This is a genomic window from Halomonas sp. KM007, from assembly GCF_050709225.1.
Classification (GTDB): Bacteria; Pseudomonadota; Gammaproteobacteria; order Pseudomonadales; family Halomonadaceae; genus Vreelandella; species Vreelandella hamiltonii.
The window spans coordinates 1,753,106-1,772,585 of sequence record NZ_CP136131.1 but is presented as its reverse complement, the minus strand read 5'-3'; the positions used below and the strand labels follow the sequence as shown (position 1 = coordinate 1,772,585).

Annotated in this window: 17 protein-coding genes; 5 read left to right on the top strand and 12 right to left on the bottom strand. The window is 60.0% G+C overall.

From position 1 onward, the window contains the following. Positions 1-25 precede the first annotated feature (25 nt). Positions 26-1,357: a deoxyguanosinetriphosphate triphosphohydrolase gene (locus RVM27_RS08295; RefSeq protein WP_193462185.1), complete on the top strand. Its 1,332-nt coding sequence runs from the start codon at positions 26-28 to the stop codon at positions 1,355-1,357. Here the strand turns inward: RVM27_RS08295 and RVM27_RS08290 are convergent. The 3 genes from RVM27_RS08290 to RVM27_RS08280 form a co-directional block, all read right to left on the bottom strand. Beyond that, a complete protein-coding gene (locus RVM27_RS08290; protein ID WP_016915648.1) occupies positions 1,354-2,262 on the bottom strand; it encodes a nuclease-related domain-containing protein in 909 nt (302 codons plus the stop codon). The genes RVM27_RS08295 and RVM27_RS08290 overlap by 4 nt on opposite strands. Before the next feature lie 61 nt (positions 2,263-2,323). Next, on the bottom strand, positions 2,324-2,698 hold the full coding sequence (locus RVM27_RS08285) for a translation initiation factor (protein ID WP_498957720.1): 375 nt from the start codon (positions 2,696-2,698) through the stop codon (positions 2,324-2,326). A 19-nt stretch (positions 2,699-2,717) separates the two neighbouring features. Next, positions 2,718-3,416, bottom strand: coding sequence for an HAD family hydrolase (locus tag RVM27_RS08280; RefSeq protein WP_498957719.1), 699 nt, complete (start codon positions 3,414-3,416; stop codon positions 2,718-2,720). A 225-nt stretch (positions 3,417-3,641) separates the two neighbouring features. Between RVM27_RS08280 and RVM27_RS08275 the strand changes: the two genes are divergently transcribed. Next, the gene (locus RVM27_RS08275; protein ID WP_227407400.1) at positions 3,642-3,959 is read left to right on the top strand and encodes a hypothetical protein; all 318 of its coding nucleotides are present in this window, start codon (positions 3,642-3,644) and stop codon (positions 3,957-3,959) included. 306 nt (positions 3,960-4,265) lie between these two features. Here the strand turns inward: RVM27_RS08275 and fba are convergent, their stop codons facing one another. Genes fba through tkt form a run of 6 tightly spaced genes read right to left on the bottom strand, consistent with a single transcriptional unit; the run spans position 4,266 to position 10,783 of the window. Further along, complete coding sequence (gene fba, locus RVM27_RS08270) at positions 4,266-5,330, bottom strand: class II fructose-bisphosphate aldolase (protein ID WP_016915653.1); 1,065 nt, start codon at positions 5,328-5,330, stop codon at positions 4,266-4,268. A gap of 40 nt (positions 5,331-5,370) precedes the next feature. Further along, positions 5,371-6,537: a phosphoglycerate kinase gene (locus RVM27_RS08265; protein WP_016915654.1), complete on the bottom strand. Its 1,167-nt coding sequence runs from the start codon at positions 6,535-6,537 to the stop codon at positions 5,371-5,373. A 44-nt stretch (positions 6,538-6,581) separates the two neighbouring features. Further along, positions 6,582-7,619, bottom strand: coding sequence for a type I glyceraldehyde-3-phosphate dehydrogenase (locus RVM27_RS08260; protein ID WP_498957718.1), 1,038 nt, complete (start codon positions 7,617-7,619; stop codon positions 6,582-6,584). A 58-nt stretch (positions 7,620-7,677) separates the two neighbouring features. Continuing rightward, positions 7,678-8,397, bottom strand: coding sequence for an LrgB family protein (locus RVM27_RS08255; RefSeq protein WP_498957717.1), 720 nt, complete (start codon positions 8,395-8,397; stop codon positions 7,678-7,680). Beyond that, positions 8,387-8,740 carry a CidA/LrgA family protein gene (locus tag RVM27_RS08250; protein ID WP_498957716.1) on the bottom strand — a complete coding sequence of 118 codons (354 nt, stop codon included), beginning with the start codon at positions 8,738-8,740 and terminating at the stop codon, positions 8,387-8,389. The genes RVM27_RS08255 and RVM27_RS08250 overlap by 11 nt, the downstream gene beginning before the upstream one ends. A 51-nt stretch (positions 8,741-8,791) precedes the next feature. After that, on the bottom strand, positions 8,792-10,783 hold the full coding sequence (gene tkt, locus RVM27_RS08245) for a transketolase family protein (protein WP_498957715.1): 1,992 nt from the start codon (positions 10,781-10,783) through the stop codon (positions 8,792-8,794). Between the two features lie 240 nt (positions 10,784-11,023). Between tkt and metK the strand changes: the two genes are divergently transcribed. Continuing rightward, entirely contained in the window at positions 11,024-12,244 is a 1,221-nt protein-coding gene (metK, locus tag RVM27_RS08240; protein WP_016915659.1) for a methionine adenosyltransferase, read from the top strand. Between the two features lie 173 nt (positions 12,245-12,417). Continuing rightward, positions 12,418-14,097: an NAD-dependent DNA ligase LigB gene (gene ligB / locus RVM27_RS08235; protein ID WP_498957757.1), complete on the top strand. Its 1,680-nt coding sequence runs from the start codon at positions 12,418-12,420 to the stop codon at positions 14,095-14,097. Here the strand turns inward: ligB and RVM27_RS08230 are convergent. Beyond that, positions 14,094-15,029 (bottom strand): AEC family transporter, encoded by a 936-nt coding sequence (locus RVM27_RS08230; RefSeq protein ID WP_498957714.1) that lies wholly within the window; start codon positions 15,027-15,029, stop codon positions 14,094-14,096. The genes ligB and RVM27_RS08230 overlap by 4 nt on opposite strands. A gap of 140 nt (positions 15,030-15,169) precedes the next feature. Between RVM27_RS08230 and metF the strand changes: the two genes are divergently transcribed. Further along, a complete protein-coding gene (metF, locus tag RVM27_RS08225; RefSeq protein WP_287806661.1) occupies positions 15,170-16,009 on the top strand; it encodes a methylenetetrahydrofolate reductase [NAD(P)H] in 840 nt (279 codons plus the stop codon). A 137-nt stretch (positions 16,010-16,146) separates the two neighbouring features. On the opposite strand, the gene RVM27_RS08220 is transcribed toward metF, so the two are convergent. Further along, positions 16,147-18,351, bottom strand: a complete 2,205-nt coding sequence (locus RVM27_RS08220) for a TRAP transporter permease (RefSeq protein WP_287806664.1) — start codon at positions 18,349-18,351, stop codon at positions 16,147-16,149. A gap of 100 nt (positions 18,352-18,451) precedes the next feature. After that, positions 18,452-19,432: a TAXI family TRAP transporter solute-binding subunit gene (locus RVM27_RS08215; protein ID WP_287806667.1), complete on the bottom strand. Its 981-nt coding sequence runs from the start codon at positions 19,430-19,432 to the stop codon at positions 18,452-18,454. Positions 19,433-19,480: the final 48 nt, after the last annotated feature.

Genomic DNA, 19,480 nt, shown 5'->3' with positions numbered 1-19,480 from the left:
ATGAAGGCTCCAAGGAGGAGTGCCGATGACACAAATGCAATGGGATCAGTTACTTTCCCCTCAGCGCTTACATGACAAGCGCCCCGGCAGTAACCGCGAAATAGGGCGCACTCCTTTCCACAAGGACCATGACCGCATCGTCTTCTCAGGCTCCTTTCGTCGCCTGGGGCGCAAGACGCAGGTGCATCCCCTTACCGAAAACGACCATATCCATACGCGGTTGACCCACTCCCTGGAAGTCGGCTGCGTGGGCCGCTCGTTGGGCATGATCGTCGGCGAGTTGCTGCGTGATCGGCTGCCGGAGTGGATCACCCCAGCTGACCTGGGCGTCATCGTGCAAACAGCCTGTCTCGGCCACGACATCGGTAACCCCCCCTTTGGCCATGCCGGTGAATATGCCATTCGTGACTGGTTTCGCCGTGCCGAGGGGAGTGGCTTGCTGGAGGGACTCTCCGAACAGGAGCGCCAGGATCTGCTGACCTATGAGGGTAATGCTCAGGGATTTCGTGTCATTACGCAGATCGAGTACAACCAGTTCAACGGCGGCATGCGGTTATCTGCAGCAACCCTGGGGACTCTGTTGAAATATCCCTGGACCGTTCGCTATGGTGGCCGCGCTGGCAAGTTTGGCTGTTATCAGTCCGAGCAGGCGTTGCTCAAGGAAGTCGCTGACGCCGTGGGTCTGCTTCCTCAGGGCGAGCAGCGCTGGTGCCGTCATCCACTGGCGTGGCTGGTCGAAGCAGCGGATGACATCTGTTATGCGCTGCTGGATCTGGAAGATGGCCTCGAAATGGGGATTCTGCGTTACGAAGAAGTCGTCGAAATACTGCGTCAGATTGCTGGCGAATTTCCCCCTGAGTATGAAGAGATGCAGCGCAAGAGTGTCTCGCAGCGCCGCCGTATCGCGCTACTGCGGGGGGCAGCCATGGAGCGTGCGGTCAATGATGTGGCGGCCGTGTTTGTACAGCATGAGCAGGCGCTGCTGAGCGGTACCTTGAGCGATGACCTGCTGGAGCTTTGCCATCCGGATCTGGGCTGGGGCGTGCAGTCTGCCAAGCAGTTGGCTCGAGAACGCATTTTCCAGAACGAGCGCAAGGCCAAGCTGGAAATCGGTGCCTACACCACGCTGGGGATTCTGCTGGAGGCGTTCATTGGTGCTGCCCATGAGCTACACCATACCGGGCAAAGCTCTTTCAAGCATCAGCGCGTGCTGGCACTGATCGGTGAAAACACGCCGCTGCCCTCCTGGACGCTCTACGACAGCTACCGTCGTATGCTGGATTTCATTGGTGGCATGACCGACCACTACGCCGTGGACCTTGCCCAGGAGATGGGCGGGCGGCTGCGCGGGGATTAAACCGACGGGTGGCGCAAATGTTTTAGCTCCATCAGCCGCACCCGTTCCAGCAAGGTATGGATGACCTTGTCATGGATGACGTCGCTCATATGGCCCGGTTTAAGCTCGCTCAACTGGCGTGACAACCGTTCTCCGCTGACCACCAGAATATCTGAAGCTGCCTCACTGGTATCGATTTGCCAGCCAGGCAGCACCAGCACGCCTCGAACGGGAACAGGCACCCCACAGCGTCGCTCCAGCCACTGGGTGAGCCAATTGACCCCCTGACGCGTCTTGTGCAGTGGGCGACGCTCCTGCCAATGGGGAAAGCGCAGCCGTTCGCGTTCGACGGCCACGCTATTGAGCTCGCGGCCATCCGAACCTATCGCCAGCGCTCTGGCGCGGGTTTCGACGACAAAGACGCCATGGGGCGTCACGACCACGTGGTCGATGGTGAAGCTGTCGGTAGGTACGTCGTGAAACACATAGTAAGGGTGTGCCTCCGGGCGGATGAGTCGCTCCAGCTCCTGGCCAACGGCCAGCTCGCAGGCCAGCCCCAGCTTCAGGCGACGGATACGCTGATAATCGCGTACCAGCAGCAGTGAAAACGCCAGTACCAGCAGCGTGCTGAGCAGCCCGTACAGTGCCCACTCCACCCAGTCCTGCTGCTCCACGAACAGCATGCGGCCCATGCCGTAGACCAAGGGCGCCAGACTCACCAAAGGCCCTAGCGTACCGTTTAGAAACAGGCTCGAGAATGCTTGATCCAGCCGGTAACGCAGTGCCTGCCCAGGCTCGTGAAGCGGGGCATCGAAAGGAGACTGCACGCGCGCATCATGCAGACTGCGCAGCGCCAGCACGATACCGCCCATTGCCGCCATCGGAAACAGGAAAATGAGAGGTAGCAGGTATTCCAACCAAACCATTGCGATGCCTTGCCCTTGAGCCGTTTACCAGAAGTAGAGCGATTGGTGCTACATCAATACTTCAACCGCCTGCCAATTTTACCTGATATCCCATGGAGGTTAGCGTGTCACGCAGGGTTTCGCGATGATCTCCCTGGATTTCGATCACGCCCTCCTTGACGGCGCCACCGGTGCCACAGCGCTGCTTCAGGGTCTTGGCCAGTGCTTTCAGCTCCGCGTGGGCTAGCGGTATACCGCTGATGGTGGTCACACCCTTGCCTTTGCGGCCACTGGTCTCTCGTCGAATTCGCACGATGCCATCCAACGTAGCCAATCGAGCCTGTTCGCTGGCGTCTTCGCAGCGGCAGTCGTCAATTGCGGCACGGCACTGGGGGCATGTCTTGCCATGCTCGGTGGAATACACCAGACCACCCAGTTGGTCACGTAATGAAGCCATGTCTTGTCTCTGCTGAGGGTTATTGCTCTGTCGAGTGATGCGGCGTTGCCGTGTGCCATCGCTCGCGGGTCAAACGCTCCACAACGGCAGGCAGCTGATACATGTTACTGATCATGATAGCGCCTTCCGGGGTATTTTCGGCATCTGGAAAGCGGTTTAAATGAACCACCGTCATGCCCGCTTGAAGTGCTGCCCTGACGCCGACCAGCGCATCGTCGATGGCAATGCACTGTGCGGCGGCAAACCCCATGATGCTGGCCGCATGTAAGTGCAGGCACGGCTCGGGTTTCCAGCAGTTGGCGGTATAGCCGCTGAACAGGCGATTATCGAAGTAATGGGTCAGGCCCGTGGCCTTCAGCGCCGCGCGTATCTTCGTTTCCGGGCCGTTGGAAACCACCGCGCTGGGGTAGTGCGACAAGGCTTCCAGTGCTTCCAGTGCCCCGGGAATGGTGGTGAGTTCGTTGGTCAGTCGCGTGGCCAGGTTGGCGCGCATATCGTGCTCCATGCGCTCGAGTTGTTCGATGTCGACTTGACCATGGCGGTCCTGCAGCTCTGCGACGATCCTGCGAAAGCGGGCGCCGCGAAATTCGCCCATATAGTCGGAGGCAGCGAAGGGAAGCCCCACCGTATTGAGGCCGCGTGCCATTTCTTCGGCAAGCAGAGGTTCGCTATCGACGAGCGTGCCATCACAGTCAAACAACAAAAGTGGAAGCGGCATGTCAGTTCCTTGCAGTACCTGAAGCACTACGCATGTTGGGGTAAGCCGACCATCTTGCTATTGAACGGGATTTTAGCTCCTTTGTGAACACTGTTTGATAATTTTTTACGTTTTCGTCGATGGCGGAGTCGCTGCACGTCGAGAAAGCCCCTGGCAGGTGCTTATCCCTCGGAGCGGCTATAGTGAACAGGTGCAACGTCATGCATCATGAAAAAGGAGATTGATATGCGAGTATCCCCTTGGCTATTACCTTGGGTTTTGAGTGCATCCTTGTGTGTAGCCGCGGCCAGCGCGTGGGCAGACACCGCGGCTGAGAATGGACAGCACGAAGCGTTGGATGATGCGGCGCTGGAAGAGACGTACGGTATCAAGGCGGGGGCCGTCCGACGCGACGAACAGCCCGCCTCACAAGCGCAGGAAGATGCTGGCGACGATGATGAAGAGCATGCCGAAGGCGGCACTGGGGGCACCGGCAGTGCCGATGACGCCATGTTGCAAGGTGAAGACGAACAGAGCAGTGAAGAGCAAAGCAGCGATCAGTAACGCGATGCCGCTTAACGCGACAAGCGTCGTGAGTTGGCACTGCTGCGCCGATGGTAAGGCTTCATGGCTTGTTGACTGGTTGTCCACCATGGCGCGTACTGACCGCGCATGGCGCTGAACAAGACTTTTTGCATGATGAGGCCAGCTTCCACGCAGGCCTCGATCTTTTCAGTCACCATGCGCTGGTTTTCACGCATCATGGCAGGACTGAAAAAGGGCTGTGTTGTTTAGTAATGGCTCATTATTGCTGCAATGCAATAAAAAAGGCGACCCGAAGGCCGCCTTGATGTCGTCGCGAGGCGCTGCTTATTTGATCTTGGGCGCCAGCTCACCACGCTCGTAGCGCTGGAACATGGCTTCCAGGCTGATCGGCTTGATCTTGCTCGCGTTGCCTGCGGTGCCAAAGGCTTCATAGCGAGCAATACACAGATCGCGCATGGCCGTGACGGTTTCTTTCAGGAACTTGCGCGGATCGAACTCTGATGGGTTCTCGGCCATGAAACGGCGAACGGCGCCGGTCGAGGCCAGACGCAAGTCGGTATCGATGTTGACCTTGCGCACTCCGTGCTTGATGCCCTCGATGATCTCTTCCACCGGTACACCGTAGGTTTCCGGGATCTGACCACCGTAGCGGTTGATCACTTCCAGCCACTCCTGGGGTACCGAGGAGGAGCCGTGCATGACCAGGTGGGTATCCGGAATACGAGCGTGGATCTCTTTGATACGCTGGATCGAGAGCGTATCGCCCGTGGGCGGCTTGGTGAACTTGTAAGCGCCGTGGCTGGTGCCGATGGCAATGGCCAGGGCGTCCACATGAGTCGCCTTGACGAACTCGGCAGCCTCTTCCGGGTCGGTGAGCATCTGCTCCATATCCAGCTTGCCTTCGGCGCCAATACCATCTTCTTCACCGGCCATGCCGGTTTCCAGACTGCCCAGACAGCCCAGCTCGCCTTCCACGGAAACCCCACAGGCATGGGCCATTTCCACGGCACGACGGGTCACGTCGACGTTGTAGTCGTAATCCATCGGCGTTTTACCGTCTTCGCCCAGGGAGCCATCCATCATGACGGAGGAGAAGCCGAGCTGAATGGAGCGCTGGCAGACAGCCGGGCTGGTGCCGTGATCCTGGTGCATGACGACCGGAATGTGCGGGAACTCTTCCACCGCCGCAAGAATCAGGTGGCGCAGGAAGGGGGCGCCAGCGTATTTGCGTGCGCCAGCAGATGCCTGCACGATCACCGGCGAGTCAGTCGCGTCAGCGGCTTCCATGATGGCCCGCATCTGTTCCAGGTTGTTCACGTTGAACGCGGGAATGCCGTAGCCGTATTCGGCGGCGTGGTCGAGCATCTGGCGCATGCTAATCAAAGCCATGGGGTCACCTTATTGGGTTGTATGTTCAGAGTTCTAAGTATTAGCGCTGAGCAGCGGCTTCCAGCGCGGCAACGGCCGGCAGCTGCTTGCCTTCCACGTATTCGAGAAATGCTCCGCCGCCGGTCGAGATATAGGAGACTCGGTCAGCGATCGCGTACTTGTCGATGGCCGCCAGGGTGTCTCCACCTCCAGCAATAGAGAACGCGGCACTGTCGGCAATGGCGCGCGAAATGACCTCGGTCCCCTTGCCGAACTGGTCGATTTCAAACACGCCCACGGGTCCGTTCCACAGGATCGTGCCAGCATCCTTGAGCAGGCTGGCCAAGTGGGCGGCCGTGTCGGGGCCGATGTCCAGAATCATTTCGTTGTCTGCCACCTGATCAACGGGCTTGACCACCGCCTCTGCTGCTTCGGAAAACTCAGTGGCCACCACTACATCGGTAGGCAGCGGAATCTTCACCTTGGCCATCAGCGCCTTGGCCTGATCGAGCAGGTCTGCTTCGTAGAGCGATTTGCCCACATTATAGCCTGCTGCCGCAATAAAGGTGTTGGCGATACCACCACCGACGATCAATTGATCGCATTTTTCCGACAGTGCGTTCAGCACGTCCAGCTTGGTAGAGACCTTCGAGCCGCCGACGATGGCTGCCATGGGGCGTGCGGGATTGGCCAGCGCTTTCTCCAGGGCATCGAGCTCCTGGGCAAGCAGGGGGCCAGCACATGCCTGGGGGGCAAAGCGCGCGACGCCATGGGTAGAGGCCTGGGCACGGTGAGCGGTTCCAAAGGCGTCCATCACGAAGATGTCGCACAGTGCGGCATACTGCCTGGCAAGCTGTTCGTCGTCTTTCTTCTCGCCACGATTGAAGCGCACGTTCTCCAGCAGTACCACGTCACCGTTCTGCAGCGTCGGCGCAGTGTCGAGGTAGTCGTTGACCAGTTTGACGGGGCTGCCGAGCAGTTCGCCCAGGTGCTCGGCGACGGGGGCCAGCGAGAACTCGTCAGCGGGTTCACCTTCCGTGGGGCGGCCCAGATGGCTCATGAGCAGCACTTTGGCGCCCGCCTTGGCGGCAGCTTGTATGGTCGGCAACGCAGCACGCAGGCGAGCATCGCTGGAAACACGGCCGTTCTTGATCGGCACATTCAGGTCTTCACGAATCAGTACGCGCTGCCCATCCAGGGGCAGGTCGGTCATCTTTTGCACGTTCATGTGAGCGGTTTCCTCGTGTTCAAGCGAATGAAAGGTCGTGGCGGTCATACCCGCTGGCGTAGCGTTGCCAGTCGCTGGCTGATATCCAGCATACGGTTGGCAAACCCCCACTCGTTGTCAAACCAGCACAGCAGCTTGAGCAGGCGCTTGCCTGCCACTCTGGTTTGCGTGGCGTCCAGAATGCCAGAGCGAGGGTCGTGATTGAAATCGATGGAGGCTATGGGGGCCTCGGTATAGCCCAGCACGCCCGCCAGCCGCTGTTGGCTGGCCTCGCGTAGCAGTGCATTGACCTGCTGGGCATCGGTGTCGCGGCGTACGGTAAGCGAGACATCCATGGCCGAGACGTTGATCGTGGGAACGCGCACGTGCAGACACTCGAAGCGGCCTGCCAGCGCTGGCATCAAACGGCTGATGCCCACCGCAAGCCCGGTATCGACCGGGACGATGGACTGCATCGCCGAGCGGGTAAGGCGCAGGTCAGTCTGGTGGTAGGCGTCGATGACTGGCTGGTCGTTCATGGCCGAGTGAATCGTGGTGGTGACACCGTGCTCCAGCCCCAGCGCTTCATCCAGTACCGTCAGCAAGGGCACCAGGCAGTTCGTGGTGCAGGACGCCGCCGAGAGGATACGCTGTGCACCGCTGAGCTCATGCTCGTTGATCCCCCACACGATGGTGGCATCCACGTCGTTTTCTGCCGGTTGGGAAAACAGCAGCTGCCGTGCACCGGCCTTCAGGTGCCGCTCCGCCGTGGCGCGATCCTTGAAGCTTCCTGAGCACTCCAGTACCAGATCGATATCCAGGGCTTTCCAGGGAAGCGCATCGGGGTCACGCTCACATAGCACCTGAATGCGCTGGCCGTTGATCACCAGAGCGTCACCATCGTTCTCGACTTCGCCAGGAAAGCGCCCGTGGGTGGTGTCGTAGCGGGTGAGATAGGTGATGGTGGCCAGGTCGGAAAGCTCGTTGATGGCGACCACTTCCAGATCGGGATGGCCGCGCTCCACCAGTGCACGCAGTACGCACTGGCCGATACGTCCATACCCATTGATTGCAATGCGGAACTTAGCGGTTGCGTTAGCCATGTCGCGAAGCGGCCCCAAAAAAAGTGGCTAGATGATAACGTACTTCAGCGCCCGTTGCTCAGCTGCCAGCTCCCACCAGTCCCCAGGCGAACGGCAGCAGCAACGCGGTGAATATGCCCGTCAAACTCATCCCGAGGGAGGCAAAGGCACCGGCAGTGGGGCTCATCTCAAAGGCCCTGACAGTGCCAATGGCATGACCGTTAAGCCCCAGAGCGAAGCCGAGCAGGCGCTCGTCGGTAATGTCCAGCCATCTGGCAACGAGGCTCACCATCGGGATGGTGGCGACGCCTGTAACCAGCAGCGCACCCATTAACAAGGCAACGCTGCCACCCAACTGTTCGGTGATCCCGATGGCAATCGGAGCAGTGACGGACTTGGCCGCGATGGAGGCGAGTACTTCTGGGCTGGCGCCAAGCAGCCAGGCAATCCCCAGGGAATAGCAGGCGGCCAGAGACGCCGCCACGGGCAGGCAAGCTGCCAGGGGGCGCCATAGCTCACGGATACGCGGTAGCTGTTGATAAAGAGGCATGCCGAGTGCCACGGTGGCAGGCCCCAGCAGTATGGTCAGCCAGGTCGCCCCTTGTTGGTAAATGGGGTAAGGCAAGCCCAGCACGGCAAGCGTGGCCGCCAGCAGCAAGGCTGCAATCAGTATGGCGGGTAGCCAGGCAGGGTGGCCCAGCCGCCGGAACAGCGCGGTGCCCAAGAGGTAAGCCGCGAGCGTCAGGCCCACGGCAAACAAGGGCGTTGCGGTCAATAAGGTGAGCGTGTCACTGGCCATGTTCACGTCCCATCAGACGCTTGAGCAACCACAGCGTGGTCAAGACGCTGAGTAGCGTGCCCAGGAGCAGCGCCGCCAGGATGGCCAGCCACTGTCCCGCCAATTGATCCAGAATGAAAAATACCCCGACTACGCCGGGCATGATCAGCATGGCCAGTAACGCAATCAGGGGCTGGGTGGCGGCGGCAAGGCTTGTGGGCACACGGCCGATAAGGGCCAGAGTGACGCACAGCAGCAGCATTCCGACTACGCCAGAAGAAATGGGCAGGCCGAAGAAGTGAACCACGGCTTCTCCGACCAGCCAGTAGCCGATCAGCCAAAGCAGGCCATTCAGCGCGGGCATCTATAGGCCCACGCTGTCTGTTCAGGCGTGATCAGGCAGGGCGAGACAAGCTCAGCCGAGCAGTTCATTGGCCTGCTTGACGATATTCTCGACCGTAAAGCCAAAGTGCTTGAACAGCTCACCTGCCGGGGCCGACTCACCGTAGGTGGTCATGCCAATGACGCGCCCTTCCAGACCAACGTACTTGTACCAGTAGTCGGCGTGGCCCGCTTCGATGGCAATGCGCTTGGTCACGGCTTTGGGCAGCACGCTCTCGCGGTAGTCGGCGTCCTGGCCGTTGAAGCGGTAAGTAGATGGCATGGACACCACGCGCACGGCCTGGCCCTGCTGCTCGAGCGTGGCCGCAGCTTCCATGGCCAGCGCCACTTCGGAGCCGGTGGCAATCAGGATCAGTGCGGGCGTGCCGTCGCAATCCTTCAGCACGTAACCGCCGCGCTGGATGGCGGCCAACTGGGCCTTGGTGCGCGGCTGGTGCGGCAGGTTTTGACGCGACAGTACCAGCGCAGTGGGGCCGGAGTGGCGTTTGATGGCCGCATCCCAGGACGCCGCCGTCTCCACCGCATCACAGGGGCGCCAGGTGTTCAGGTTAGGCGTGGTGCGCAGGCTGGTGAGCTGCTCGATGGGCTGGTGGGTCGGGCCATCTTCGCCCAGACCGATAGAGTCGTGGGTGAACACGTAAATGGCCTGCTGGCCCATCAACGCCGCCATGCGTACGGCGTTGCGCATGTACTCCATGAAGATCAGGAAGGTCGCGCCATAAGGAACGAAACCACCGTGCAGGGCGATACCGTTCATCACTGCGCCCATACCGAATTCACGCACACCGTAGTGCAGGTAGTTGCCGCTGGCATCTTCAGGAGTGATCGCTTTGGCGCCTTTCCAGAACGTCAGGTTGGAGGGCGCGAGGTCAGCGCTGCCGCCGAGCAGTTCCGGCATTTGCGGGCCAATCACGTTCAGCGCTTCAAAAGAGGCTTTACGTGAAGCGATGCTTTCGCCTTTGTCCTGGGCCTGCTCGATCAGCGCTTCGGTGGCCAGCTCCGTGGGCAGCTGCGCTTTCATGCGGCGTTTGAACTCACGGGCCTGCTCGGGGAATGCTTCGGTGTAGCGAGCGAAGCGGCCTTCCCACTCCTGCTGGCGCGCTTTACCTGCCTCGCGGGCATCCCAAGCGGAGTAAACGGACTCGGGGATATGGAAGGGGGCATGCTCCCAGCCTAGCTGCTTGCGTGCCAGCGCTACTTCATCGTCACCCAACGGTGCGCCGTGGGCCTCTTCTTTGCCCTGCTTGTTGGGAGCGCCAAAGCCGATAATGGTCTTGCAGATGATCAGACTAGGCTTGTCGTCCTGGCTTTTTGCCAGCTCGATGGCGGCTTTGATTTCTTCAGGCTTGTGGCCGTCGACGTTGGGCACCACGTGCCAGCCGTAGGACTCGAAGCGCTTGGCGGTATCGTCGGTGAACCAGCCTTCGACTTCGCCATCGATGGAGATGCCGTTGTCGTCGTACAGGGCAATCAGCTTGCCCAACTGCTGGGTGCCGGCCAGGGATGCCGCTTCATGGGAAATGCCTTCCATCAAGCAGCCATCGCCCAGGAAACACCAGGTGTGGTGGTCAACGATGGTGTGGCCGGGGCGGTTGAACTGTGCAGCGAGGGTTTTCTCGGCAATGGCAAAGCCAACGGCGTTGGCAAAGCCCTGGCCCAAGGGGCCGGTGGTGGTTTCGATGCCGGGAGCATAGCCGTACTCAGGATGGCCTGCCGTGGGCGAGTGCAGCTGGCGGAAGTTTTGTAGCTGTTCCAGGCTGAGTTCGTAACCGCTCAGGTGTAGCAGCGAGTAGAGCAGCATGGAGCCATGGCCGTTCGACAGCACGAACCGGTCGCGATCGGCCCACTTGGGGTCTTCGGGGTTGTGCTTGAGGTAGTCATTCCACAGCACCTCGGCAATATCAGCCATGCCCATGGGGGCGCCGGGATGGCCAGACTTGGCCTTCTGAACGGCATCCATGGAAAGGGCGCGAATGGCATTGGCCAGCTCAAAACGGGACGGCATGGGGTGCTCCTCGCCTGAAAACGGAAAGAATAAAGGCGCTATTGTCGCTGACTTCCTCGGCGGCGGCAAATTCTCGGGGTGCGTTCTGGGAAGAACCCCCAACAGCGTGTAGACTCTGCCTCCCGAAGTAGTAGTGAAAAGGCTCTGCTTCTATATACGGGCAGGGAACCTCCTGCCATGATTTCCTGCTGATGCTGCGGTCATAACGAAGCAGCCGTCATACAGAGGGTCGAGTGCGCGATGAGCGAATATTCCCTGTTTACCTCCGAGTCCGTTTCCGAAGGTCATCCTGACAAGATTGCTGACCAGATTTCTGATGCGGTGCTGGATGCCATTATCGCCCGTGACAAGCAGGCGCGTGTTGCCTGTGAAACGATGGTGAAGACGGGTGTTGCCATTATTGCGGGTGAAATTACCACCTCGGCATGGGTTGATCTCGAAGCGCTGGTGCGTGATGTGATCACCGATATCGGCTATACCTCCTCGCAGGTAGGTTTCGATGGCGCCACCTGTGGCGTGATCAACCTGATCGGCAAACAGAGTGTGGATATTGCTCAGGGCGTTGATCGCACCAAACCCGAAGATCAAGGGGCGGGTGACCAGGGCTTGATGTTCGGTTACGCCACCAACGAAACCGACTCCTTCATGCCGGCCCCTATTCACTACTCCCATCGCTTGGTCGAGCGTCAGGCCGAGCTGCGCAAGCATGGCCTGCTGCCCTGGCTGCGTCCGGATGCGAAGAGCCAGGTCACCTTCCGCTACAATGCCGAAGGCCAACCCTGTGGCGTGGATGCCGTGGTGCTGTCGACCCAGCATGACCCGGAAATCGACCAGGAAGACCTGCGCAAGATGGTCAAGCGCGAAATCATCGAGCAGGTGATTCCCGCAGAGTGGCTGGATGCGAATACCCAATACCATATCAATCCGACCGGCAAGTTCGTGATCGGTGGCCCAGTGGGCGACTGTGGTTTGACGGGGCGTAAAATCATCGTCGATACCTACGGCGGCATGGCCCGTCACGGCGGCGGTGCGTTCTCGGGCAAGGATCCGTCCAAGGTAGACCGCAGCGCGGCCTACGCAGGCCGTTACGTGGCGAAGAACGTGGTTGCTGCAGGCTTGGCCGACAAGTGCGAGATCCAGGTGTCTTACGCCATCGGCGTGGCAGAGCCCACCTCCGTGTCGATCGACACCTTCGGCACAGGCAAGATCGACGATGCGAAAATCGTCGAACTGGTGCGCGAGCACTTTGACCTGCGCCCCTACGCGATCACCACCATGCTCGATCTGCTGCACCCGATGTATCGTCTGACCTCTGCCTACGGCCACTTTGGTCGCGAGCCGTTCGAGCATAGCTACCGTTGGACGGACGACAAAGGGGAAGAGCATACCGAGACGTTTACGGCGTTCCCTTGGGAGAAAACCGACAAGGCCGACGCGCTGCGCAAGGCGGCTGGTTTGTAGACGCCTGGTCATACCGCTGCCCTGATAGCGCCCCCTGATGAAAATCAGGGGGCGTTTTATTCTTTCCTATTGGCTGAACAACGTAACATTGCATCACGCCCAGTTTGAGTTAAGTTAAAGCTAGCGCGGTGGTGCAGGCACCGATGGCTTTGCTGATCATCAGGGGGGCGGCGATGGGGTGGCGGTGGATATTCAGAGCAGGGTGGCTGAGTGGCCTGTGCGCTCTGGCGCTGACAGCGCAGGCCGAGGAGTGCCCAGCATGGCCACAGGAGCGCCTTGTTCAAGAGCGCCAGACGCTGGCCGAGCATATCGCGCTGTGGGACCGTGCCTACCATGACGCGGGTGAGTCGCTGATTGCCGATGAGCTTTACGATCAGGCGCTGGCGAGGCTGACGCATTGGCAAACCTGTCTGGACGATACCACGCCCCACCGTCCCCTGACCCGATCCACCCGTAGCGATGGCACGGTGACTCACGCGGCTCCACAAACCGGGCTCCACAAGGCCGACGAGGCCGGAGTGCGGCGTTTTACCAGCCGTCGCCAGGGGCTATGGATCCAGCCCAAGGTGGACGGCGTGGCGGTGACTTTGCGCTATCGGCAAGGGGAATTGGTCGAAGCGGTCAGCCGCGGCGATGGGGAGCGCGGCCAGGACTGGACCGAGCGCGTTCGACAACTGCCCGATGTGCCTGCTTCGCTGCCCGAGCCGCTATCAGCGGTGTTCCAGGGCGAGCTCTATTGGCAGCTTGATCGGCATATCCAGTCGCAAGCTCCCGAGATTGGCGCGCGCGGTGCGGTGGCCGGGGCCATGGCGCAGCAGGCACCCAGTGAGGCGACGCTTTCCCGCGTAGGCTTGTTCGTGTGGGATTGGCCCGATGGGCCTACCGAGATGACGGAGCGGCTGGCGCGACTGACGGCACTGGGGTTCGATACGGTCGAGTACACGCACCCGGTTGCGGGCCATCAGCAAGCGGCCGAATGGCGCGAGCGGTGGTTCAACGAGCCGCTGCCCTTCGCTACCGATGGCGTGGTGCTCAAGCAGGCCGAACGCCCTGGCATTCGTCACTGGTCGGCGTCGCCTCCGGAGTGGGCCATCGCCTGGAAATACCCCGCGCAGCAAGCGCTGGCCCAAGTGCGTGGTATCGAGTTTCGGGTGGGGCGCACTGGGCGAGTGACGCCCGTGTTATGGCTGTATCCCGTGAGCCTGGAAGGGCGCAGCATTCGTCGTGTATCGCTAGGGTCGCTGGAGCAGTGGCAGGCCTGGGATGTTCGCCCAGGAGACCATGTCGCCGTGACGCTGGCAGGGCTGACGATTCCTCAAGTCACCAGCGTAGTCTGGCAGAGTGCTGAGCGGGCGCCGCTCAGTGTGCCATCGCCAGCGCGTTATGACCTGCTGAGTTGCCTGACGCTGACCCCAGACTGTGATGCCCAGCTATTGGCACGCCTGACCTATCTGGGGAATCAGCTAGGTATGCGTGGCATCGGCGAAGGCACCTGGCAGGCCTTGATGCGTGCCGGGGTCGTGACGGAGCTGCTGGGCTGGCTGGCGCTGTCGGAGGCGCAGCTGCAACAGGCCCATGGTATTGGCCCCGCCACGGCCGCCTCGCTGGCGGCACAGTTTGCGGCGGCACGTCAGGCGCCCTATGCCGCCTGGTTACGTGCGCTGGGCGTACCGTCGGGCGGCAGCGCCGAGCTGGGGGAGTGGGCAACGCTGGAAGGGCTCTCCCGCGCCGAGTGGCAGGCCCAGCCTGGGGTGGGCCCCGTCCGAGCCGAAGCGCTGGTGGCGTTCTTTGGCCATCCCGAGATCCAGCGGATGGCACGTCAGCTTCAGCAGGCGGGTGTGGAGGGCTTCTAGGCCAGCCCGGTCAGGTAGAGCATCATCCCCAGGTAGAACGGGATCAGCAGTGGCGCCAATAGCGTCGTGGTCAGCACGGCCAGGGCGCCTTTTTGGGGCTGAATGCCCAGCTCCATGGCCACGACCACCACATTGGAGGCCATCGGTACCACCCCCAGCAACAGCAGCGCCATGGCCAGCTCCGGTGCCAGCGGCGTCAGCTGTTGCAGCACCAGCACGGCACCGACCATGACCAGTGGCCACAGCACGTAGCGCAGCCCCACGCAGGCTGCCACGAAGCGCGTATCCCAGGCGGCCAGCGTCACCTGGCTGAGCGTCATGCCAATGATCATCATGCCCAGCAGGGTGTACGTGGCGGGAAAGACGGCCAGCGAGTTCATCATGGGCTCGGGGAGCACTACACCCAGCGAGCTGAGCAGCAGGGCCAGCAGGAAGGCATAGACCAGCGGCAGACGGGCAATCTTGATCAGACTCTGGCGCACCGAAAAGTGCCCTCGCGCGCTCAGGTAAAAGCCCACGGTAAATTCATACAGGTTGATCCCCAGCATGCAGAACAGGTACAGCGTGACGCCCTCCGGCGGCAGCAAGATCAGCGCCACGGGCAGGCCGAAATAGCCGGTGTTGCCGGTGCCGGAGGAAAAGGCCAGCAGAGCACCCTCCAGGGGGCCGAAGCGATGGCGGGTCAAGCGATGTACCAGCAGCGCCATGGCGCTGACCAGCAGAAACATGGCCAGCGACAGGGTCAGATAGGCTGCCGTGGGGCCGCCGTTCATCAGCGCGCGGAAAATCGTCAGGGGAGCAATGAGATAGACCAGCAGCGTGGCAATCGGGCGGGGGTCGATCTTGAGCCGCTGGGCCGCAAGGAACCCTAACCCGACATAGCCCAGCAGCATCAATAGTGGCCCCATCAACGTAGCGGGTGCTAAATCCATTTCTCCTCCTTGAATTTTGTCTGCCGAACAACATGAGCCGAATTGAAGATCGTGCGTGAAATCTTTCATTAGCCGCCACGCGGGTAAGCAGCGAGAATACCTCACATAATGATCACTTTGTTGTACTGCGAGGATACACCATGAGCAGCCAGGAACATCCGTTAGGTATCAGCTTCGAGTTTTTTCCGCCCAATACCGATGCCGGCCGGGAGAAGCTGATTCACGTGCGCGATGAGCTGGCCGCATGTAACCCTCGCTTCTTCTCGGTGACCTACGGGGCTGGCGGGTCCACGCAGGCGCGTACCCGCGATATCGTGCGTACTGTGAGTGAAAGCGGTATTACCACCGCCCCGCACCTTTCCTGTATCGGCAGTGAGAAAGCCCAGCTACGTGACCTGCTGGCTCAATATCAGGCGGAAGGCGTGGATAGCCTGGTGGCGCTACGTGGCGATATGCCGTCTGGCATGGGCAGTATCGGCGAGCTGCGCTACGCCAACGAGCTGGTCGAGTTCATCCGTGCCGAAACCGGTGATCACTTCGATATCGCCGTGGCGGCCTACCCAGAATCTCATCCACAGGCTCCCAGCCTCGACAAGGATGTGGAAAACTTTGCCCGCAAGATGAACGCGGGCGCCAATATGGCGATTACCCAGTACTTCTTCACCGCCGACGCCTACTTCCACTTCGTGGACAAAGCGCGGGCGCTGGGTGTCGAGCAGCCGATCATTCCCGGCATCATGCCCATCACCAACTACACCAAGCTGGCGCGCTTTTCCGATGCCTGCGGTGCCGAAATCCCCCGCTGGATTCGCAAGCAGTTAGAGGCTTACGGCGATGACAGCGACGCCATTGCCGCCTTTGGTACCGATGTAGTGACTCGCCTGTGTGAACGCCTGCTGGACGGCGGCGCGCCAGGCCTGCACTTCTACACACTGAATCAGGCGGCCCCAGTGTTGAAGGTGTTGGATAATCTGAGCTAACGCTGTCGCCTGATGATGATACCGGCCTGCATCTTTGATGCAGGCCGGTTTTTTTATGGTAGTTCTAAAGGTACGAAAAAAAGCCGGAACCTCTCGGTTCCGGCTAGTGCATAGCTTGGCTCTAGTAACGTAACGGTTTACGCAGCGCTTGCCGTTGCCTTGCCTTTGCCACCATGCTGCTTGCGCTGCATGATAAACAGCACCGTACCAATCGCTAAGCCCGCGATGTCGGTGTAGATGCCGCCGTAGATCAAGAACATGGCACCGACCAGCATCACTAAGCGCTGGGGTAAGTTCACCGGACCGAAGAACCACTTCTGAACCATGCCCGAGAGCAACACAATGCCTAGCGTGGCGGTGAGGCCTACGCGCAGTATCTGCATGGCGGAGCCTTCCATCAGCATCGCCGGGCTGTAGAAGAACATGAACGGAACGATAAAGGCCGCCAAGCCAATCTTGAACGACGCCACCGATGTGCCCATGGGATTATCCCCAGAAATACCGGCGGCTGCATAAGACGCAAGCGCCACGGGCGGGGTAATGGCTGATACCACGGCGAAGTAAAATACGAAGAAGTGGGCGACGAGTGGTTCGATACCAATGTTGATCAAGCCCGGTGCCACGACCGAAGCCGCCACGGCGTACGCCGCAGTGGTAGGCATACCCATTCCCAGCAAGATGCTGATCAGCATGGCAAACACTAGCGCCAGTAGCTGGCTAACGCCTGCAAGGCCAAGCAGCAACGATGAGAAGCGCGCGCCAACGCCGGTGAGCGAGATAACGCCCACAATCAGGCCCGCGCAGGCACACACGGCGATGATCTGGATGGACATCGTACCTGCTAGCTGAAGGGCCCTTAAAATGGCGCGAATGCCCATTTTATTGGGTGAAATCCAGCTAACGACCGCCGCTGATGCGGTGGCCAGGGTACCGGCACGAATCACTGAGTAGCCCATGAAGAGGGCGGCAATCAGAATAATAATCGGCGCAAACAGGTAGACCTGTTTCACCAGCTTCGAAAATAGCGGAATCTCATCCTTACGCATTCCCCGCATGCCTTTACGCGCGGCTTCAAAATCCACCATGAAGTAGATAGAGGCGAAGTACAGAATGGCAGGAATCAAGGCTGCAACGGCAATTTCGGTATAAGGAATGCCGGTGACCTCTGCCATGATGAAGGCACCTGCCCCCATGATGGGCGGCATAATCTGTCCACCGGTAGAAGCGGCTGCTTCAATGGCACCGGCGCTACGTGCCGGGTAGCCCACTTTCTTCATCAGAGGAATAGTGAGTGAGCCTGTCGATACCACGTTGCCTGCGGAGGTCCCGTTGATCATTCCCATTAAGCCAGAAGCAAAGATAGACACCTTAGCGGGGCCGCCGCGAGCACGACCTGCCGCGGCAAAGGCGAAGTTGACGAAGTAGTCGCCCACTTTAGACGCCTGCAAGAACGCGGCAAAAATGATGAATAGAATAATATAGGTAGAGGAGACCGCTGTTGTTGGGCCAAGGATACCCGCATCGGTATAGACCTGGCTAAAGAAGCGCTGGACCGATAGACCAGGGTAGCCCAGGAAGCCGGGTAAATAGGGGCCTGCAAAGACGTAGGTCAGAAACACGGCTGAAATGACGACCAGCGCCAAACCTGCCACACGGCGAGTCAGTTCGAGAATCAGCAGCGAGCCCGCGATGGCGGCCCAAGAGATACCAGGAGGCGCAAACGAGGTGCCGGTGGACATCCGCATGTTGGTGTTAAACGCCATCAGCAGGTAGCCGGCGCTGGCCAGTGCACATACCATGAGCACTAAGTCGGCAGGATTAAAACGGTGGCGGGCTTGGCGATAGAACCAGGAGAGCACAATCGCGCCTGCTGTGGTGGCCATCAGTGGGTAGCCAAAGTGCAGCGTCTCCACGGCCGGGTCGATGCGCATGGCACCGCCGTTGATGGCCTGCTGCATCAAGAATACTTGCACCAGCGAGTAAACTGCAGGAACCAGCAGCGCATAGCTCACCCATTTTAGCCAAGCAGGGGAGGCCTGCTGGTCATCTTCAGCAAAGCGGGCACCGGCAAACAGCCCGTAACCCAAAATTAATGCACCGGCGATGTGTACGATACGGAACGACCAGGTTTCCATGGGGTACACGTTGAGTGAAAACAGGTGGAAACCTGAATAGGCAATCGCCAGTGCTGCAAATAATAGGAACTGCCAGCCAACGAACAGGCGGCGGTTGGGCTCAACAACTTCTTCATCGACGCCATCAGCAATCGATTCTGGCGTTGATGAAGCAGCTAAGGCGTCATCCTTGAGGCCGTTGGGGTCTTGGTCGGTATTGTGACTCATCAGAGGTCACCCTCACAGCAAAAGCAAAGAAAGGGGGCAAGAGCAAACGCTGCCCCGCCCGACAGGATCGGCAGCGGGGCAGCGCGATGGTGCGTGGAGCTTACTTGATCATGTCGTCAGAGATATCGTAACCGTTCTCTTCGTACCAGCGTGCTGCACCTGGGTGGAAAGGCAGTACCGTGTTGTGCACGATGTTTTCCGGAATGCTGGTTTCAGCACTGCGGTGTACGTCGCGCATACGATCATTGTTTTCCATCGTGGCTTTCGTGACTTCATAGATGAAGTCTTCCGGCAGGTCACAGCCAGCAATCGCGAAGTTCCACATGGAAACGGCGCGAGCATCCTCTTCCAGCGTGGTGTAAGTGCTAGCCGGGATGGTGAACTCAGCGACCGGGAAGGCGTCTAGCACAGTCGCCAGCTCTTCTTCGGTAAACTCAATAATGTTCACGTCGGTTTGGACTTCCAGCTGGCTAACTGCCGGAATCGGGATGCCCGCAGCGAAGGCGACAACGTCCAGCAGGCCGTCCTGAAGCTGGCCGCCCAGGTCAGACCAACCGCCATTACGGCGGTCGAAGTTTACGCCCAGGGTTTCCAACATGGCCGGGAAGTAGGTGTCAGAGGTAGACGCCGCCGGGCCGAAACCGATGCGCGCACCGTCGGGGATGTCGGAAATAGATTCAATACCGGAGCTAGAGAGCGCAGCGATAGAGAACGGGGTTTCATACATCGGGAACAGCGCGCAAACGTTGTCCATGACTAGGCCAGGTGCCAGCGGGCTTTCGCCTTTCATGGCATCGGAAGCCGGTCCCATGGTGGTTAGGCCGAACGCCATATCGCCACTATGTACTAGCGCCAGGTTTTGGGTAGGGCCACCAGTCACTTCGCCGCCGCCTGAAACACCGAGCTCATCGGCGATGAAGTTTGCCCAGCCAGAGCCGTAAACGAAGTAGGTGCCGCCTTGACTGGCCGTACCCACCGTGAAGTTGGTTGGCCACTCGGAACGGTCCGCGTGGGCAGTACCAGCGGCGAGTAGCGCGCCACCAGCGAGCAGGGCAATCGTTTTGGGCATCGTATTGCGCATGGCGAGTTTTCCTAAGCTGTTATTGGGATTATCGTCTGGCGCGTGTGG